Annotated in this window: 9 protein-coding genes; 4 read left to right on the top strand and 5 right to left on the bottom strand. The window is 73.9% G+C overall.

The genetic code is table 11. The features are described from left to right. Nucleotides 1-15 precede the first annotated feature (15 nt). Nucleotides 16-3,795, bottom strand: a complete 3,780-nt coding sequence (locus BCL65_RS00535) for a VaFE repeat-containing surface-anchored protein (protein ID WP_106264213.1) — start codon at nt 3,793-3,795, stop codon at nt 16-18. 164 nt (nt 3,796-3,959) lie between these two features. Between BCL65_RS00535 and BCL65_RS18215 the strand changes: the two genes are divergently transcribed. Beyond that, on the top strand, nt 3,960-5,438 hold the full coding sequence (locus BCL65_RS18215; protein ID WP_106264212.1) for an RICIN domain-containing protein: 1,479 nt from the start codon (nt 3,960-3,962) through the stop codon (nt 5,436-5,438). Between the two features lie 3 nt (nt 5,439-5,441). On the opposite strand, the gene BCL65_RS00525 is transcribed toward BCL65_RS18215, so the two are convergent. Beyond that, nucleotides 5,442-5,852 (bottom strand): nitroreductase/quinone reductase family protein, encoded by a 411-nt coding sequence (locus BCL65_RS00525; protein ID WP_106264211.1) that lies wholly within the window; start codon nt 5,850-5,852, stop codon nt 5,442-5,444. Between the two features lie 82 nt (nt 5,853-5,934). Between BCL65_RS00525 and nhaA the strand changes: the two genes are divergently transcribed. Both nhaA and BCL65_RS00515 read left to right on the top strand, forming a co-directional pair. Then, nucleotides 5,935-7,743 (top strand): Na+/H+ antiporter NhaA, encoded by a 1,809-nt coding sequence (gene nhaA, locus BCL65_RS00520; protein ID WP_106265110.1) that lies wholly within the window; start codon nt 5,935-5,937, stop codon nt 7,741-7,743. Further along, nucleotides 7,740-8,885: a winged helix DNA-binding domain-containing protein gene (locus BCL65_RS00515; protein WP_106264209.1), complete on the top strand. Its 1,146-nt coding sequence runs from the start codon at nt 7,740-7,742 to the stop codon at nt 8,883-8,885. The genes nhaA and BCL65_RS00515 overlap by 4 nt, the downstream gene beginning before the upstream one ends. A gap of 4 nt (nt 8,886-8,889) precedes the next feature. On the opposite strand, the gene BCL65_RS00510 is transcribed toward BCL65_RS00515, so the two are convergent. Next, on the bottom strand, nt 8,890-9,351 hold the full coding sequence (locus tag BCL65_RS00510; protein WP_106264208.1) for a DUF2255 family protein: 462 nt from the start codon (nt 9,349-9,351) through the stop codon (nt 8,890-8,892). Between the two features lie 178 nt (nt 9,352-9,529). Next, nucleotides 9,530-12,847, bottom strand: a complete 3,318-nt coding sequence (locus BCL65_RS00505; RefSeq protein WP_106264206.1) for a PQQ-dependent sugar dehydrogenase — start codon at nt 12,845-12,847, stop codon at nt 9,530-9,532. A gap of 412 nt (nt 12,848-13,259) precedes the next feature. Between BCL65_RS00505 and BCL65_RS00500 the strand changes: the two genes are divergently transcribed. After that, complete coding sequence (locus BCL65_RS00500; RefSeq protein WP_243401095.1) at nt 13,260-14,462, top strand: ROK family transcriptional regulator; 1,203 nt, start codon at nt 13,260-13,262, stop codon at nt 14,460-14,462. On the opposite strand, the gene BCL65_RS00495 is transcribed toward BCL65_RS00500, so the two are convergent. Continuing rightward, complete coding sequence (locus BCL65_RS00495) at nt 14,428-15,789, bottom strand: nucleotide pyrophosphatase/phosphodiesterase family protein (protein ID WP_106265108.1); 1,362 nt, start codon at nt 15,787-15,789, stop codon at nt 14,428-14,430. The two genes, BCL65_RS00500 and BCL65_RS00495, sit on opposite strands and share 35 nt — an antisense overlap. Nucleotides 15,790-15,792 lie beyond the last annotated feature (3 nt).

The following is a 15,792-nucleotide window of genomic DNA, read 5'->3' as shown; positions in this document are numbered from 1 at the left end:
CGGGCGGCAGCCGGATCAGCCCAGCAGCCCCCGACGGCGGAGCGTCACCAGGAGCGTCCCGACGAGCAGGCTGGCGGCCGCCACGAGCAGGATCCCGACGACGGCTTCCGGGCCCGTGACCGGCAGCTCGCCGCCGTCGTCGGGCGCCGGGCTCGGCGTGGGGGCCGGGCTCGGCGTGGGTGACGGCGTCGGGCTCGCGAACCGGAAGGTCTGCGCCACCGCCGCGAAGTCGTCGTGGCTCGCCACCAGCTCGTCCGCGAGGAACACGGCCTGGAACGCCACCACGGTGGTACCGGCGTACTCGGCCGCCTGCGCCGCGGTGATCTCGAACTTTACGTCGACGGTGCCGTCGGGCGCGTCGGGCGTGAACGCCGTCGCCCCCACCACGCCGGTCGTGGACAGGCCCGCGAGGATGACGGCGCCGGCCACGGTGTACTCGCGCCCCGGCGTGAGGCCGGTGTAGGAGATCGTGTCGACCACGGTGCCGCCGGAGAGCGGGACGGTCTTGTCGTCCGAGCCGAGCACCGTGACCTCCGAGGAGATCGTCGGGGCCGGGCCCGCCACGCTGACGGTCTGCGCCGGGTCGCCCGGGTCGGCGTGCACGGCGACGGGCTCACCGTCGAGCCACACCGCCTGGAGGGCCACCAGGTCCTGGCCCGCGTAGGTGATCGCGTCCTGGACCGTGACCTCGAACTCCACATCGACGCTGCCGTCCGGGGAGGTCGGCACGAACGCGACGGGACCACCGGTGATGCCGGTCGACCCGCCGTCGGGCGTCACCAGCAGGCCGCCCACCGTGTACTCCGTGCCGGGGACGAGATTCTCGTAGGAGACGGTGTCCACGACGGTGCCGCCGGCGCCGGGCACCGTCGTCGTGCTCGGGCCCGCGACCGCCACCTGCGAGCTGAGCGCCGGCACCCCTGCCGCCGTGTTGGTGACGGTCACGTCGACCGGGCCGGTCGCGGAGTCGAGGACGATCGTCTCCGGGTCGATCGCCACGTCGCCCCAGACCACGCCGTCGACCACCGGCGGGGTGGCCTCGGTGAACGTCACGGTGTCGCCGTGGCGGAGCGTCGGTCCGTCGACCACCGTCCCGTCCGCGGGCAGCGTGAGCGTGCCGGTCGCCCCGGCCGACTCGCCGTCGGTGACCTCGTAGTGCAGGGCGAACTCGGCGTCGTCGGGCACCAGGTCCGCGGCCGGCCCGGTGACCTCCTTGTGCGCCGTGAACGTCGCGTCGTCGAGGTCGTAGGTGTTGGTCACGTCGACCGTCACGGTCTCCGCCGGGCCGGGCACGATGAGGACGCTGGCGGGGTCGAACGTCACGCCGGTCAGCTCGGCCCCGTCCGTGCCCGGTCCCTCCGGCTCGTCGAATTCGACGACGTCGCCGGCCTGGAACGGCTCCTCGCCCTCGGCCGGGACCGGCGAGACCGCGCCGTCACCGGTGACGACCACTTCTCCGGTGCGGCCGGCCGACGGTCCGTCGGTCACGGTCCAGCCGATGGTGTACGACGGCGGCTCCGCGCAGTCCGGGTCGTTACCGCCGCCCTGGTTGCCGTCCGGCCCGCAGTCCGGGTTGTCGACGTCGGGGTACACCAGACCGGCGCCGTCGCCGTCGAGCGTCTTGGCGATCTCGATGGCGCCGCCCTCGAGCTGCTCCGGGACGGCCTCGTTGTCGACGACCACCTCGGCCGGCTCGTCTGTGTCGAGCACGAGCGGGTCGGGGGTGATGGTCGGTGTCCCCCAGACCACCCCCTCGATCTCCGGGAGCTCGGGCTCGCTGAAGGTCACGGCGTCGCCGTGGGACAGCGTGGGGCCGTCGACGGGGGTCCCGTCCGCCGGCACCGTCAGCGTCCCCGACTCGCCGACGTCGGCGCCGGCGCCGGCGGTGACCTCCCAGGCCACCGTGAACTCCGTCCCGGGCGGCACCAGACCGGCGGCGTCGCCGCTGATCTCCTTGCGGAGGCTGAAGGTGGCGTCGGCCTTGTCGTAGGTGTTGGTCACCGTGACGACCGGCGTGGTCGGCGCTGCAGGGTCGATCGTCAGCGTCTCCGGCGAGACGGCGACCTCGGCCGGCGCGGTGCCCTCCACGACCGGGGGCGTGACCTCGGTGAACGTCACGACGTCGCCCTCGGCGAGGTCGTCCGGGCCCTCGACGACGGTCCCGTCGCCCAGCACCTCGAGCGTGCCGGACCGGCCGGTCGAGGGGCCGTCGGTCACCTCCCACGCCACGGTGAAGCTGGTGCCGGGGTCGACGAGCGCCGCGCCGTCCCCCTCGACCGCCTTGACGACGTCGAACCCACCGGTCGCGGGGATCGCCGCGACCGTGAACGTCTGGTCGGGGTCGTCGAGGTCCTCGTGGGTGGCGACCTCGGTCCCGCCGGCCGTCAGGGACTGGAAGATCACCAGGTCCTGCCCGGCGTACGCGGCGGCCTGCTCGGCGGTGACCTCGATCTCGACCTCGACGCTGCCGCTCGCCGCCGTGGGCGTGAACGTCGTGGCGGCGGTGATCCCGGTGTCGGTGCCGTCGGCCGTCACCACGGACGCCGTGACCACGTACTCGGTGCCCGGCTCCAGGCCGGTGTAGGACACGGTGTCGACCACGGTGCCGCCGTCGGTCGGCAGCAGCCCGTCGGCGGAGTCCGCGACGGCCGCCTGCGAGGTGATCACCGGTGCGGCGTCCTCGACCTCGCAGAGCAGCTGGCCGAGGAACGCGTGGTGGTGCAGCTCGCCGCCGCCGGTCCCGTCCGCGCCTCCGGTGGTGAAGTCGTCGGCGAACCACTGCCCGTTCGTCGTGCGCGACGAGGTGTAGGTGAGGTCGATCCCCGGCGCCCACACCGCGCCGTACTCGAGCCCGTCGACCGTCACGGGGCTGGTCACCTCGGACAGGTCGAGCATGATGTAACGGGCCAGGTCCTGGTCGTTCCAGCCCTCGAAGTTGAGCGGGCCGACGGTGTTCGTCGGGTCCGAGACGCGCACCACGAGCGGCGCCTGGGCCGTCGGGGTGTACCCGCCGGCGTCGTCGAGCTTGATGACCTGGCCGGCGACGTCCTCGTAGTCGATCCAGTTGGGCACCGACGAGCTGAACCCCGAGACGAACACCTCGTTGCCGCCCCCGGTGACCGTCACCTCGTTGCCGAGCGCGGGGTCGGTGTACATCGCGGCCAGGCACTGGTTGGTCTGCGCGACGTGCGCGTCGAGGTCCGGGAAGTAGTCGGCGACCGTGGGCTCCTGCGTCTGGACGCTGCTCTGCCAGGTCGCCGGGTCGTAGGGCAGCTCCTCGAGGTCGAGCGTGCCGCCCTCGGTGTTCGTGAGCCGCGTGTAGTTGCTGCCGCGCGCCGAGGCGGTGAGGTTCGAGGTGTCGGCGAGCTTGGCGACGGCCGTGGCCTCCGGGGAGGCGGGGTCGATCGTGCCGGAGTCGTCGCGGTTGGTGACGGCGGCTCCGCCGGTCCCGACGTACGCGTCGGCGAGGAGACGGACCGGGTCGCCGTCGACCAGCGGGACCGTGTAGTCGGGGTCCCCGGCGGCCTGGTGGATGAACGGGTAGTTCGACCGGGTGGTCGACACCGTGCCGAACGCCGCCACCGATCCCTCGAGCTCGCCGTTGTCGAGCATCGCGTCGCCGGTGGCCAGGACCGAGAAGCCCTGGTTGACGTCGAACGGGTCGTACGGTTCGACCGCTGCCCGCGCCGGCGCGGTGGCCGACACACCCACGAGGCCGACGGCGACCGCGACCGCGGTGGCTCGTGCGAGGCCGCGCCGACCTGCGGTACGGCCCGTCAGGCCGTGCTTTCCCATGCTCAACTACGCCCCCCAGCGTCATCCCCGTCCCGCGCAGGCTAGCGCCCGGCGGGCGTGCGTGCCCGGCGAGATTGCCCCTCGCCGGTCGGCGACCCGTTGCCGGGCGATGTACATCGATGTACATTCGCGGTGCCAGCGGCCACCCTCAACGTGGAGGAACCATGGAAGCCCGCACCCTCGCCCGACGGCACCACCCCCGGCGCACCGTCGCCGCACTCCTCGCCGCGTTCGTCACGGCGCTGGCGCTCGCCGCCGGCTGGACCGTCGCCGTCGGCTCCCCCGCCCGCGCCGCCACCGTCGACCCGGACGCCTGGTACGTGCTAGTCAACCAGCACAGCGGCAAAGCCCTCGACGTCTACGAGGCCTCGACCGCGGACGGCGCCGGGATCGTCCAGTGGGAGCGCAACGACGGCGCCTGGCAGCAGTGGCGCTTCCTCGACTCCGGGGACGGCTACCACCGCCTGCAGTCGCGGCACAGCGGCAAGGTCGTCGACGTCTCCGGCCGGTCGACCGCCGACGGCGCCGAGGTGATCCAGTGGGCCGACACCGGCGGGACCAACCAGCAGTTCCGGCTCGCCGACTCCGCCGACGGCACCGTGCGGCTGCTCAACCGCCACAGCGGCAAGGCGCTCGAGGTCTGGGAGTGGTCCACCGACGACGGCGCCCGCATCTCGCAGTTCGCGGACCTCGACGGCGCGAACCAGCGCTGGCGCCTCGTCCGTGTCGACGGCGGGGCCGACGGCGGCACCGGCGGCGGGACGAGCTACCCCGACCCGGGACTCGTCACCGGCGACACCGGCGTGCACGACCCCGAGGTGACGAGGACGCCGTCGGGCGGCTACCTCCTCGCGAGCACGGGACCGGGCGTGCCGCTCAAGACGTCGAGCGACCGCACGCGCTGGACCGACGCCGGGTCGGCGTTCCCCGGCGGCACGCCGTGGGCCGACCCCTACACCGGTGGCAGCACCCACCTGTGGGCACCCGAGATCCACTCCGCGAACGGGCAGTACTACCTCTGGTACTCGGCGTCGTCGTTCGGCGAGAACACCTCGGCGATCTTCCTGGCCACCAGCCCGTCGGGAGCCGCCGGGACCTGGACGCACCAGGGCAGGGTGGTCGAGTCCGGGGCCGGTGACGACTTCAACGCCATCGACCCGGACGTGTTCGTCGACACCGACGGGTCCTGGTGGATGAGCTTCGGCTCGTTCTGGTCCGGCATCAAGATGATCCGCCTCGACCCCGCCACCGGGCAGCGGTCCGGGAGCGAGCTCCACTCGCTCGCCGGCCGAGGCGGCGGCGCGATCGAGGCGCCCAGCATCCACCAGCGCAACGGCTACTACTACCTGTACGTGTCGTTCGACTCCTGCTGCCAGGGCGCCGACAGCACCTACCGGGTCATGGTGGGCCGTTCCGCCTCGGTCACCGGCCCCTACGTGGACCGGGCCGGCGTGCCGATGACGGACGGCGGCGGCACGGAGGTCCTGGCGAGCCACGGGTCGATCAACGGCCCGGGGCACCAGACCGTCTTCGCCGACAGCGACGCCGACGTGCTGATGTACCACTACTACGCGGCGTCGGGGGCGTCGTTCCTCGGCATCAACCTGCTCCGGTACGACGACGGCTGGCCGTCCGTGTACTGACGCTCAGCGCCGGGTGAGGCGCACCACGGGGATCGTGCGCGACGTCTTGGCCTCGTACCTCGCGAAGCCGTCCGACATCTCCGTGAACCGCGCCCACCCGGCGTCCCGCTCCGCCCCCGCCAGGTCCGTGGCGTGCACGGCGACGGTCCCGTCGTCGGGCGTCTCGATCTCCACCTCCGGGTGGGCGAGGACGTTGCGGTACCAGGCCGGGTGGCGGTCCGCCCCACCGGCCGACGCCGCCACCAGCCACGCGTCGTCGGACTCGCGGATCGCCGCGAGCGGGTTGACGCGCTCCGCGCCCGACCGGGCCCCGCGGCTGTGCAGCAGCACGAGCCGGCGGCCGAACCCCATGGTCGTGACCGTCCCGCCGTGGCGGCGGAACTCCTCGATGATCTGCTGGTTCCAGTCGCTCATGCGCCCAGTGTCGCGTGCGCTCGTGCACTCCCGCGAGCGCCGGACGTAGGCTGCCGGTCAACTGCTCTGGACAGGGGTGACGATGGCCGGACGACCGCTCGCAGCCCGGCTGCGCACCGACTCGGGCGCCGCGCTGCTGCTCCTGGCCGTCACGGCGCTGGCCCTGCTCTGGGCCAACTCCCCGCTGTCCGGCGTGTACGAACAGCTGTGGGAGACCCCGGTCAACGTCGAGATCGGCGAGCTCGCGTTCGACATGGACCTGCACCACTGGGTCAACGACGGCCTGATGGTGCTGTTCTTCTTCGTCGTCGGCCTCGAGGTCCGCCAGGAGCTCTCCGTCGGCTCCCTGCGCCGGCGCAGCCAGCGCCTGGTCCCGCTGGTCGCCGGCACCGTCGGCGTCGCGGTCCCCGCACTGGTCTACCTGGCGGTGGCCGGCCGCGAGGCGCCCGAGGGGTGGGGCGTCGTCGTCGGCACGGACACCGCGTTCCTGCTCGGCGTCCTGGCGCTGGTCGGCCCCGCCATGTCGAACCGGCTCCGCGTCTTCCTGCTGACCCTGTCGGTGGTGGACGACTTCCTGGCGGTGGCGATCATCGGCGTCGTCTACTCCGACGAGGTCCGCGTCGGCCCGCTGCTCCTCGCGCTCGCGTGCCTCGGCGCGCTGTGGCTGCTGGGCCGGATGCGCGAGTGGCGCAGCACGCCGTACGTGCTCGTGGTCGTCGTGCTGTGGGGCGCCACCGTGCAGGCCGGCGTGCACCCGTCCATCGCCGGCATGCTCGCCGGCCTGCTGGTGCCGGCGGCGCTCACCCGGCGGGACGACGTCGTGCGGACCAAGAGCCTGTACCGCGCGTACTGGCAGTCGCCCAGCGCGAGCGTCGCCCGCGACGTCCACCTCGGCCTCGCGCGGTCCATCTCGGTGAACCACCGGCTGCACCAGGTGCTCAGCACCCCGGTCGCGCTGGTCGTGGTGCCGCTGTTCGCCCTCGCGAACGCGGGGATCGACCTGCGGGGCGGTGCCCTCGGCGAGGCGCTCGGCTCGTCGGTCACGTGGGGCGTGGTCGCCGGGCTGGTCGTCGGCAAGCTGGTGGGCATCAGCGTCGGCACGTGGGCGGCCGTCCGGCTCCGCCTCGGCACGCTGCCCGACGGCGTGGGGCCCGGCAGCGTGCTCGGCGGCGCGGCCCTGTCCGGGATCGGCTTCACCGTGTCGCTGCTGGTCGTCGGCCTCGCGTTCACCGACGAGTCGCAGGCGCAGGCGGCCACCGTGGGCGTGCTCCTGTCCCTGGTGGTGGCCTCGCTGCTGGCCTGGGGGCTCTTCGCGATGGCGCGGGTGCGCTGGGGCGAGGAGAGCGCCGACCTGCCGACGGCGCTGGACCCGCCGGTGGACCTGCGCCACGACCACGTGCGCGGCGACCCGGACGCCCCGCACACCGTGGTGGAGTACCTCGACTACGAGTGCCCGTTCTGCGCCCGGGCGACCGGGATGTGGCGGGACCTGCGCGACCACTTCGGCGACCGCATCCGGTACGTCGTGCGCCACCTGCCGCTGGAGGACGTGCACCCGCACGCCGTCGTCGCGGCCGTGGCGTCGGAGGCCGCGGCGCGGCAGGGCCGATTCTGGGAGATGCACGACCTGCTGTTCGCCCACCAGTCGCGGCTGGAGCCAGAGGACCTGCGCGGCTACGCCGAGGAGCTGGGCCTGGACCTGGAGCAGTTCGACGCCGACCTCGCCGACGGCGCCCTGCACGCCCGCGTGCAGGACCACGCCGTCAGCGCGGCGGCCAGCGGCGCCCGCGGGACGCCCACGTTCTTCCTCGACGGCACCCGCCACCAGGGCTCCCACGACGCCCAGACGCTCATCGCCGCGCTCGAGGCCCTGGAGGCGGTCGATCGGTGAGACTCTCGGACGCCGCCCTCGGCCGCGCGACCCTCGCCCGCCAGCTCCTGCTCGGCCGCGAGGACGTCGCGGTGCCCGAGGCCGTACGACGGGTCGGTGCGCTCCAGGCCCAGGAGCCCGCGTCCCCGTACCTCGCGCTCTGGAACCGGGTGGCCGGGTTCGACCCCGCCGACCTGGACCACGCCCTCGCGTCGGGCGAGGTCGTGCGCGCCACGCTGATGCGCATCACGCTGCACGCGGTGCACCGCGACGACTGGGCCCCGTTCCACCGCGCGATGACGCACCCGCTGCGCGCGTCGCGGCTGAACGACCGCCGCTTCGCCCCGGCTCGCCTCACCCCTACCGAGGCGGACGGCGTGCGCGACGCGCTGCTGGCGTTCTGCGCGGAGCCGCGCACCCAGGACGAGATCCTCGGCGAGCTCGAGCGGCTCCTCGGCGCCGACCGGGCACCGGCGGCCTGGTTCGCGCTGCGCACCCTCGCGCCGCTGCACCACGTGCCCACCGGGCCGCCCTGGTCCTTCTCGCCGCGGGCCCGGCGCTACCGGGCAGGGGCGGCGACGGCCGCGGACGACCCGCCGCCCGGCGACGACCCGGCGGTCGTGCACCTGCTGCGGCGCTACCTCGCGGCGTTCGGCCCGGCGTCGGAGGCCGACTTCGCCCGGTTCACGATGCTGCGGCGGCCGTTCACCCGGCCCGCCGTCGCGGCGCTGCGCGACGAGCTCGTCGTCGTCGAGGGACCGGACGGGAGGGAGCTGCTCGACCTCCCCGACGCTCCACGGCCCGACCCGGCGACGCCGGCACCCCCGCGCCTGCTCGGCATGTGGGAGAGCGTCGTCCTCGCCCACGAGGACCGGAACCGCGTCGTCGCCGACGCGCACCGCCCGCACGTCGTCCGCCGCAACGGGGACACCCTGCCGACCGTGCTGGTGGACGGCCGCGTGGCCGGCGTGTGGCGGGCCACGGAGGACGGGGTGGACGTGGCGGCGTTCGAGCCGCTCGACCGGGCCGCCTGGTCGGCGCTGGAGGCCGAGGCCCACGGACTGCGGGCGTTCCTGGCGGACCGGGAGCCGACGGTCTACCGCCGGTACCGCCGCTGGTGGGACGCGGTCCCGGCCGCCGACGTCCGCCGGGTCGCCGGCTGAGGGCTCAGCAGGTCGGGCAGGGCACCTCGCCGGCGCGGGCCTCGCCGCGCACCGGGCGGACCCGGTCCCACCACGCCTGCCCGCGGTCAAGCAGGGGCGCCGTGCGCTCCCACAACGACGGCCGGCGGGTGCTGACGCGGAACGTCGTGGCCGCCGCGACGTCGGAGACGACGGCGGAGACCCGGTCCGGGGTGCAGTGCCCGTACTTGGCCCGGTAGGCGTCGTCGAGCAGGCCGTGCACCTCGGGCGCCACCTCGGCGAGCGTCACGTGGTGCACGACGTCGGCCACCCGGACGCGTGCGCGGCCGCCGCCCGGTCGCAGCCGTTCCCCGCCGGGGGCGGACCGCATGTAGAGGTCGCGACCGAGCGACACCAGCCAGGCCGGGCTGCCCGGCCCTGCACCGTCGCTCGTCAGCAGCTGGGCGGTGGGCAGGGAGGCGAGGTCCTCCAGGGCGGCGGTGGGCATGGCGGTCTCCTCGCGGCGGGGCGGCAGGGTGGTACGGGGCTGGCTCGGGTGGATACGGGTGTCCTCAGGTCGGGTGCTCTTCCGGCTGGTCGAACCCGGGAACTGATGCAGCTATTCCCCCGACGCGCAGGAACCGCCGGACGGGGCGGGGCCGTGCGGCCCCGCCCCGTCCGGCGGCTCAGCCCCGCTGCGCGACGAGCGCCTCGGCGTCGCGGACCAGCACCTCCTCGTCGGTCGCGTCGACGAACCGCTGCAGCGCGGACGCCGCCTGGCGGTCCCGGCCGGCGTCGGCGTGCCGCTCGGCCTGGCCGAGGAACGCCGAGAGGCGGGCGGCCTCGGACGACGAGAGCTCGCCGCCCTCCTGGAGCCGCTCGAGGTGGGCAGCCAGGTCGCCGAACGAGGTCGTGACGGTGAACGACACGGTCACCTCCGTCGTGTTCCCGGCCTCGTCGGTGGCGGTCGCGGTGACCTCGTGCTCGCCCAGGTCGAGCGTCCACAGGTCGATCGCCCCGGCCTCGACGGTCTCGCCGTCGAGCGTCAGGGCCGACGACGCCACACCGGACGTCGCGTCCGTCGCCTCGGTCCCGAGCTCGACGGTCTGCGACGAGCCGGGCTCGTCCCCGTCGGCGACGCCGGTGACGGCCACCTCGGGGGCCGTGGCGTCGACGGACACCGTCACCGAGCCGGTCTCGGAGACGTTGCCGCCGGTGTCGGAGACCCGGTAGAGGACCTCGTGGACGCCGTCCTCGTCGAGCGTGAACGGCTGGAGCGTGCCGAACCACGGGTGCCGGACGCTCTGCCAGGTCTGCCCACCGTCGGTGGAGACCTCGCCGTCGCCGATCTGCCCGTCGTCGGTGGCCTCGAGCTGCACCTCGACCGGTCCGGTGTACCAGCCGCTGTCGCCGGTGGGCTCGGCCGGGTCGAGCGTGACCGTGGCCTCCGGCGCCGTGACGTCGGTGACGCCCGGCCCCTGGAAGGTCAGGGTGTCGAGCTCGACGCCCCCGGTGGAGGTGACGAACAGCTCACCCGTGCCCTCGGGGAACGCGGCGACGTCGGCCGCGACCGTGGACCATCCCGCGGCGTCGAGGTCCGCCGTCGCGAACGGCTCGGCGTCGGCCGCACCCCAGCGCAGCTCGACGGTGCCGGTCCCGGCACCCCGGACGTCGACGCCGTCGATCCCGGTGAAGTTCACCGGGTCCCAGGCGAGGTGGTCGCCGGCGCCGAACGACGTGACCTTGGACAGCCCGCCGGCCGAGTCGTCGGCCACGACCTCGACACCCTCGAGCACGTCGGCGTGCTCCGCCTCCTGCGTGAAGGTGTTGAGCAGCAGCGACACCTCGTCCTGGGCGGGCGGGATGTCGCCGTTGCCCTGGTCGGTGTAGTTCGCGACGACCACGCCGTAGAGCTTCTCCGTCGCCCCGTGCTCCGGGGCGTCGGCGGGCGTCGCCCAGGCGCCGGAGCACCCGCTGCCGAGGACCTCGGGGTGCGCGTGCGTGTCGTGCCCCAGCCCGAAGGTCCAGGACAGCTCGGAGCAGACCGTCTCGTCGCCGTCCTCCGGGTCCGAGGTGCTGAACGCGTACGGCACGGCGTCGCCCCAGGCGAAGAACCCGCCGTCGGCCGGGTGGTCGGCCGACAGGGTCGGGGCGACGTTGCCGACGGTGACGAGCTGGGACGTGAGCCCCTGCCGCCCGGCCGGGTCGGTCACGCGCAGCCGGACGGTGTACTGGCCCAGCTCCGTGTAGGTCGTGGTGACCTGCGCGCCGGTCTCGTCGAAGGTGCCGTCACCGTCGAGGTCCCACTCGTAGGTGAGCTCGGCGCCCTCCGGGTCCGAGGAGCCCGACCCGTCGAGGGTGACGGTCAGGGGCGCCTGGGACGAGGAGACCGGGTCGGCGGAGATCTGCGCCGTCGGCGACTTGTTCCCCTCGGCGTAGTCGATGCGGTACAGGCCTGCCTCGGGGTTCTGGCGGAAGAACCCGTTGCCGTAGTCGAGGACGTACAGCGAGCCGTCCGGCCCGAACTCCATGTCGATCGGCCCGTCGGTGATCGCCTGGACGTTGTCCGTCAGGGCCTCGTTGGGCAGCACGTGCTCGACGTGGGTCACCGGGCCGTCCCGGTCCGGGATGGTCAGGCCGGCGATGTAGTCCTGGGAGAACTCGTACATGAAGGCCTTGCCGTCCCAGTACTCCGGCCACTGCGAGTCCGGACCCTCCGGGTCGTGGTGGAACGTGGGCCCGCCCATCGGTCCCTGACCGCCCTGGGCGTCGAACTCCACGAACTCGTCGAACGGCTGGTCGCCCGGGTTGTCGCCGTAGTAGACCTGCGGCGCGGTCGCCGGCGGCAGGACGTCGAGCCCGGTGTTCCAGGTGGAGCTGTTCTCGGCCCCGGCCTCGCAGTCGAACCACTCGCCGGGCGTCGCCGTGGCGTAGTCCCACTCGTTGTAGTTGGTGTTCGGCCCGTGGCAGTACGGCCAGCCGCCGTTGAGCGGCGTCGTCGTGCTCTGCCACTCGACGTAGCCCATGGGCCCGCGCTCGTCGCTCGCGACGCCGGAGTCGGGACCGTAGTCGCCCCAGCTCACGGCGCCCGTGACGTCGTCGACGTCGATGCGGAACGGGTTGCGCAGCCCCATGACGAACAGCTCGGGGCGCGTGCCCTCGGTGCCGGGCTCGAACAGGTTCCCCTCGGGGATGGTGTAGCTGCCGTCCTCCTCGACGTGCACGCGCAGGATCGCGCCGCGCAGGTCGTTCGTGCTGCCGGCACCGCGCCGGGCGTCGAACCCGGGGTTCATGCCCGGGGCGTTGTTGATGGGGGTGAACCCGTTGGCGCCGGGCGTGCTCGCCGGGGTGTTGTCGCCCGTGGAGAGGTAGACGTTGCCCTCGGCGTCGAAGTCGATGTCGCCGCCCACGTGGCAGCACTGTCCGCGCTGGACCTCGACCTGCAGGATCTTCTGCTCGGTGCTCAGGTCCAGGGCGTGCGCCTCGGCGTCCCACTGGAAGCGCGAGAGCTGGTTGTAACCCTTCCACTGGTCCCAGTAGGACTCGTCCTCGCCCTCGGGCAGCGAGTTCGGGGCGGAGCCCGACGGCGTCGTGGTCGGGTAGTCGTCGCCCTCCATGACCCGCGGGGCGTAGTAGAGGTACACCCAGCCGGACTCGGCGAAGTCGGGCGCGAGGGCGATGCCCTGCATGCCGTCCTCGGAGTTGGCGTACACGTCGACGGTGTTGACCACCTCGGTGACGCCGGTCGACGGGTCGGTGTGCCGGATCGCGCCGTCCCGGGCGGTGTGCAGCACGCTGCCGTCCGGCATGACGGCCATGCCGATGGGCTCGCCCGTGTTCTTGCTGAGCAGGACCTTCTCGTAGTTGGACCAGTCGAGCGCCGCCTCGGCGCCAGCCTCGGCGCCGTGGTCGACGCCGTCGTGCGCCGCGGCCGCTGCCGGCACCGCCAGCGCGAGCATCGTGGCCAGCGCCACGGAGACCCGTGAACGTCTAGAATTGACCATCGCACTACCTTCCTGTGGATGAGGTGCGTGAGTGCCCCGCCGCGGACCCCCGTCGCTGGCACGACGGACCCGGGTCCTTGGCGGGGTGCGCTCACGTCCGGTGGCTGCAGCGTCGGTTCTGCCGTCCTGTGCTGCGAAGGGTGGTGACGGGCTCGGAGCCCTGGCACCCGTCACCGCGGTGCGCCGTGCGCTCCCACGGGCTCGTCGCGTCGCGGGCGGGGCCCGTCCGCCCACGCTGTGTCACGAGGCCCGCCCCGCGGGCTCGCGATGTCCGTTCGGCAGCGGCAGTGCTGCGCGGTCCTCCCTGACCATGGCACGACTCTAACCCACTTATGCCAGCGGTCAAGCAAAAGATGACTTCCCGAAGCACAACTTCCCTTACAGAACACCGACAATGTGGTTGACTTTGCCCATGGCGACCGTTTCGGCACCCGAGCTCGGTGCCGTCCTGCGGCTGCTCCGCGACGGGCGATACCGCACCCGCGCCGAGCTCGCACGCACGGCCGGGCTCTCCCGCTCCACGATGTCCGCGCGCATCGACGAACTCCTGCGCCTCGGCCTCGTGGCCCCGGTGGGCGACGCGGGCTCGACCGGGGGGCGGCCCGCGGCGACGTTCGCCCTCGCCCCCGCCGCACGGCTCGTCGTCGGGGTCGACCTGGGGGCCACCCATGCCCGGGTCTCCGTCACCGACCTCACCGGCCGCGAGCTCGCCGAGCACATGGAGCAGCTCCACATCGCCGACGGCCCGGACGTCGTGCTCGACCGGGTGGCCGAGGTCGTCACGGGCCTGGTCGCCCGCCTCGACCGCCCGCTCCGCGACGTGGTGGGCCTGGGCGTCGGCCTGCCGGGACCGGTCGACCACACCACGGGGCGCCCCACCAAGCCGCCGATCATGCCCGGCTGGGACGGCAGCGATGTCGTGGGAGCGCTCCGACACCGGCTGGGCGACCTCGCCGTGCTCGTCGACAACGACGTCAACCTCATGGCCCTGGGCGAGCACGCCACCGCCCTGCCCGCCGTCGGGCACCTGCTCTACGTCAAGGTGGCCACGGGCATCGGCTCCGGCATCGTCGCCGACGGCAGGATCCACCGCGGCGCGCAGGGCAGCGCCGGCGACCTCGGCCACATCGCCGTGCCCGGCGCGGACCCGGTCCCGTGCACGTGCGGCAACACCGGCTGCCTCGAGGCGATCGCCGGCGGCGGCGCCGTGGCTGCCCGCCTCGCCGCGCAGGGGCTCACGGCCGAGACCACCAACGACGTCGTCGAGCTCGTCCGGCACGGCGACCTCCGGGCCGCTGCGGCCGTGCGGGAGGCCGGCCGGTCCATCGGCGCCGTGCTCGCCGGCTGCGTCAGCCTGCTCAACCCGTCCGCCGTCGTGGTCGGCGGGTCCATGTCCCGCGCCGGGGAGCACCTCATCGCCGGCATCCGCGAGATCGTCTATGCGCGGTCGCTGCCGCTCGCGACCCAGCACCTGCGGGTCGTCACCAGCATCGCCGGGCCGCGGGCCGGCGTGCTCGGCGGCGCGCACTCCGCCGCCGAGCACGCCTTCGCCCACCCGGAGCTGCTCACCGGGGAGGCCGTCAGCCCACCGGACTCCGCCGCCGCGACAGCCTGAGCAGCAGGTCCCGCACCTCGGTCGCCTCCAGCCGCTCCGTGCCGTCGAGGGGCACCGAGGACAGCAGCACCGGACCGTCCGCCGGATCGGCGGGCAGGCGGCCGTGCGTGCCGCGCACCGGCGCCGGGTCGAGCGGCACCACCCGCATCGACGAGCGCAGGCCGAGCTTCTTGCGGGCCACGTGCATCGCCGCCCGCACCTTCGCCCAGGGGCCGTCCCAGAACAGCTCGGCCGGGTCGAAGCCCGGCTTCTTGTGGATCTCCACCGACCGCGCGAAGTCCGGCGCCCGCTCGTCGTCCAGCCAGTAGTAGTACGTGAACCATGCGTCCGGCTCCGCGACGAGGACGAGGTCCCCGGCCCGCTCGTGGTCCAGGCCGTACGCCGCGCGGCCTGCGGCGTCCAGCACCTCGGCCACGCCCGGCAGGGCCGCCAGCAGCTCGGACACCTCGGCCAGGTCGTCCGCGTCGGGCACGTAGACGTGCGCCACCTGGTGGTCCGCGACGGCGAACGCCCGCGACGTCCACGGGTCCAGCAGCTCGCCGGTCGCGTTGGTGTGCACGTGCAGCAGCCCGGCCCGGCGCAGCGCCCGGTTGACGTCCACCGGACGGCGCGCCGCCGTGATGCCGTACTCGCTGAGCGCGACGACGGTGGTCCCGGTCCGCTCGGCGTCGTCCAGCAGCGGTGCGAGCACCTCGTCCACCGCCTGCGCGGCCGCCACCGCCTCGGGGCCGTCCGGCCCGAACCGCTGCAGGTCGTAGTCGAGGTGCGGCACGTACACCAGCGTCATGTCGTGGTCCGGCAGCAACCTGCGGGCCGCCGCGACGATCCACCGCGAGGACGCGATGCCCGCCGTCGGCCCCCAGTAGGTGAACAGCGGGAACGGCCCCAGCTCGGCCTCGAGCTCGTCGTGCAGCTCCGGCGGCCACGTCCAGCAGTCCGGCTCCTTGCGCCCGTCCGCCCGGTAGACGGGGCGCGGCGTGACCGTCGTGTCCGCCGTCGACCCCATCGCGTACCACCAGCACACGTTGGCGACCCGGTAGCCCGGCTGCTCGCGCCGGATCGTCTCCCAGACCTTCTCGCCCTGCACCAGCCGGTGGTGCTGACGCCACAGCAGCGGCTCGCCGAGGTCGCGGAAGTACCACCCGTTGCCGACGATCCCGTGGTCCCGCGGCAGCCGGCCCGTCAGGAACGTCGACTGCACCGAGCACGTGACGGCCGGGAGCACCGTGCCCAGCTCGGCCCGGCCGCCCCCCTCGGCCAGCGCCCGCAGGCGCGGCATGTGCTCCAGCAGGCGCGGCGTCAGCCCGACCACGTCGAGCACCAGCATCCG

It is taken from the genome of Isoptericola halotolerans (assembly GCF_003003075.1).
Lineage (GTDB): Bacteria > Actinomycetota > Actinomycetes > Actinomycetales > Cellulomonadaceae > Isoptericola > Isoptericola halotolerans_A.
The sequence above is the reverse complement of the archived record's forward strand: the minus strand, read 5'-3'. Positions and strand labels throughout refer to the sequence as shown.

Coding starts and splice junctions, on each gene's coding strand:
- BCL65_RS18215 (WP_106264212.1), top strand. CDS start 3,960: ATGGAAGCCCGCACCCTCGCCCGACGGCACCACCCCCGGCGCACCGTC.
- BCL65_RS00535 (WP_106264213.1), bottom strand. CDS start 3,795: ATGGGAAAGCACGGCCTGACGGGCCGTACCGCAGGTCGGCGCGGCCTC.
- nhaA (WP_106265110.1), top strand. CDS start 5,935: ATGGCCGGACGACCGCTCGCAGCCCGGCTGCGCACCGACTCGGGCGCC.
- BCL65_RS00510 (WP_106264208.1), bottom strand. CDS start 9,351: ATGCCCACCGCCGCCCTGGAGGACCTCGCCTCCCTGCCCACCGCCCAG.
- BCL65_RS00525 (WP_106264211.1), bottom strand. CDS start 5,852: ATGAGCGACTGGAACCAGCAGATCATCGAGGAGTTCCGCCGCCACGGC.
- BCL65_RS00505 (WP_106264206.1), bottom strand. CDS start 12,847: ATGGTCAATTCTAGACGTTCACGGGTCTCCGTGGCGCTGGCCACGATG.
- BCL65_RS00500 (WP_243401095.1), top strand. CDS start 13,260: ATGGCGACCGTTTCGGCACCCGAGCTCGGTGCCGTCCTGCGGCTGCTC.
- BCL65_RS00495 (WP_106265108.1), bottom strand. CDS start 15,789: ATGCTGGTGCTCGACGTGGTCGGGCTGACGCCGCGCCTGCTGGAGCAC.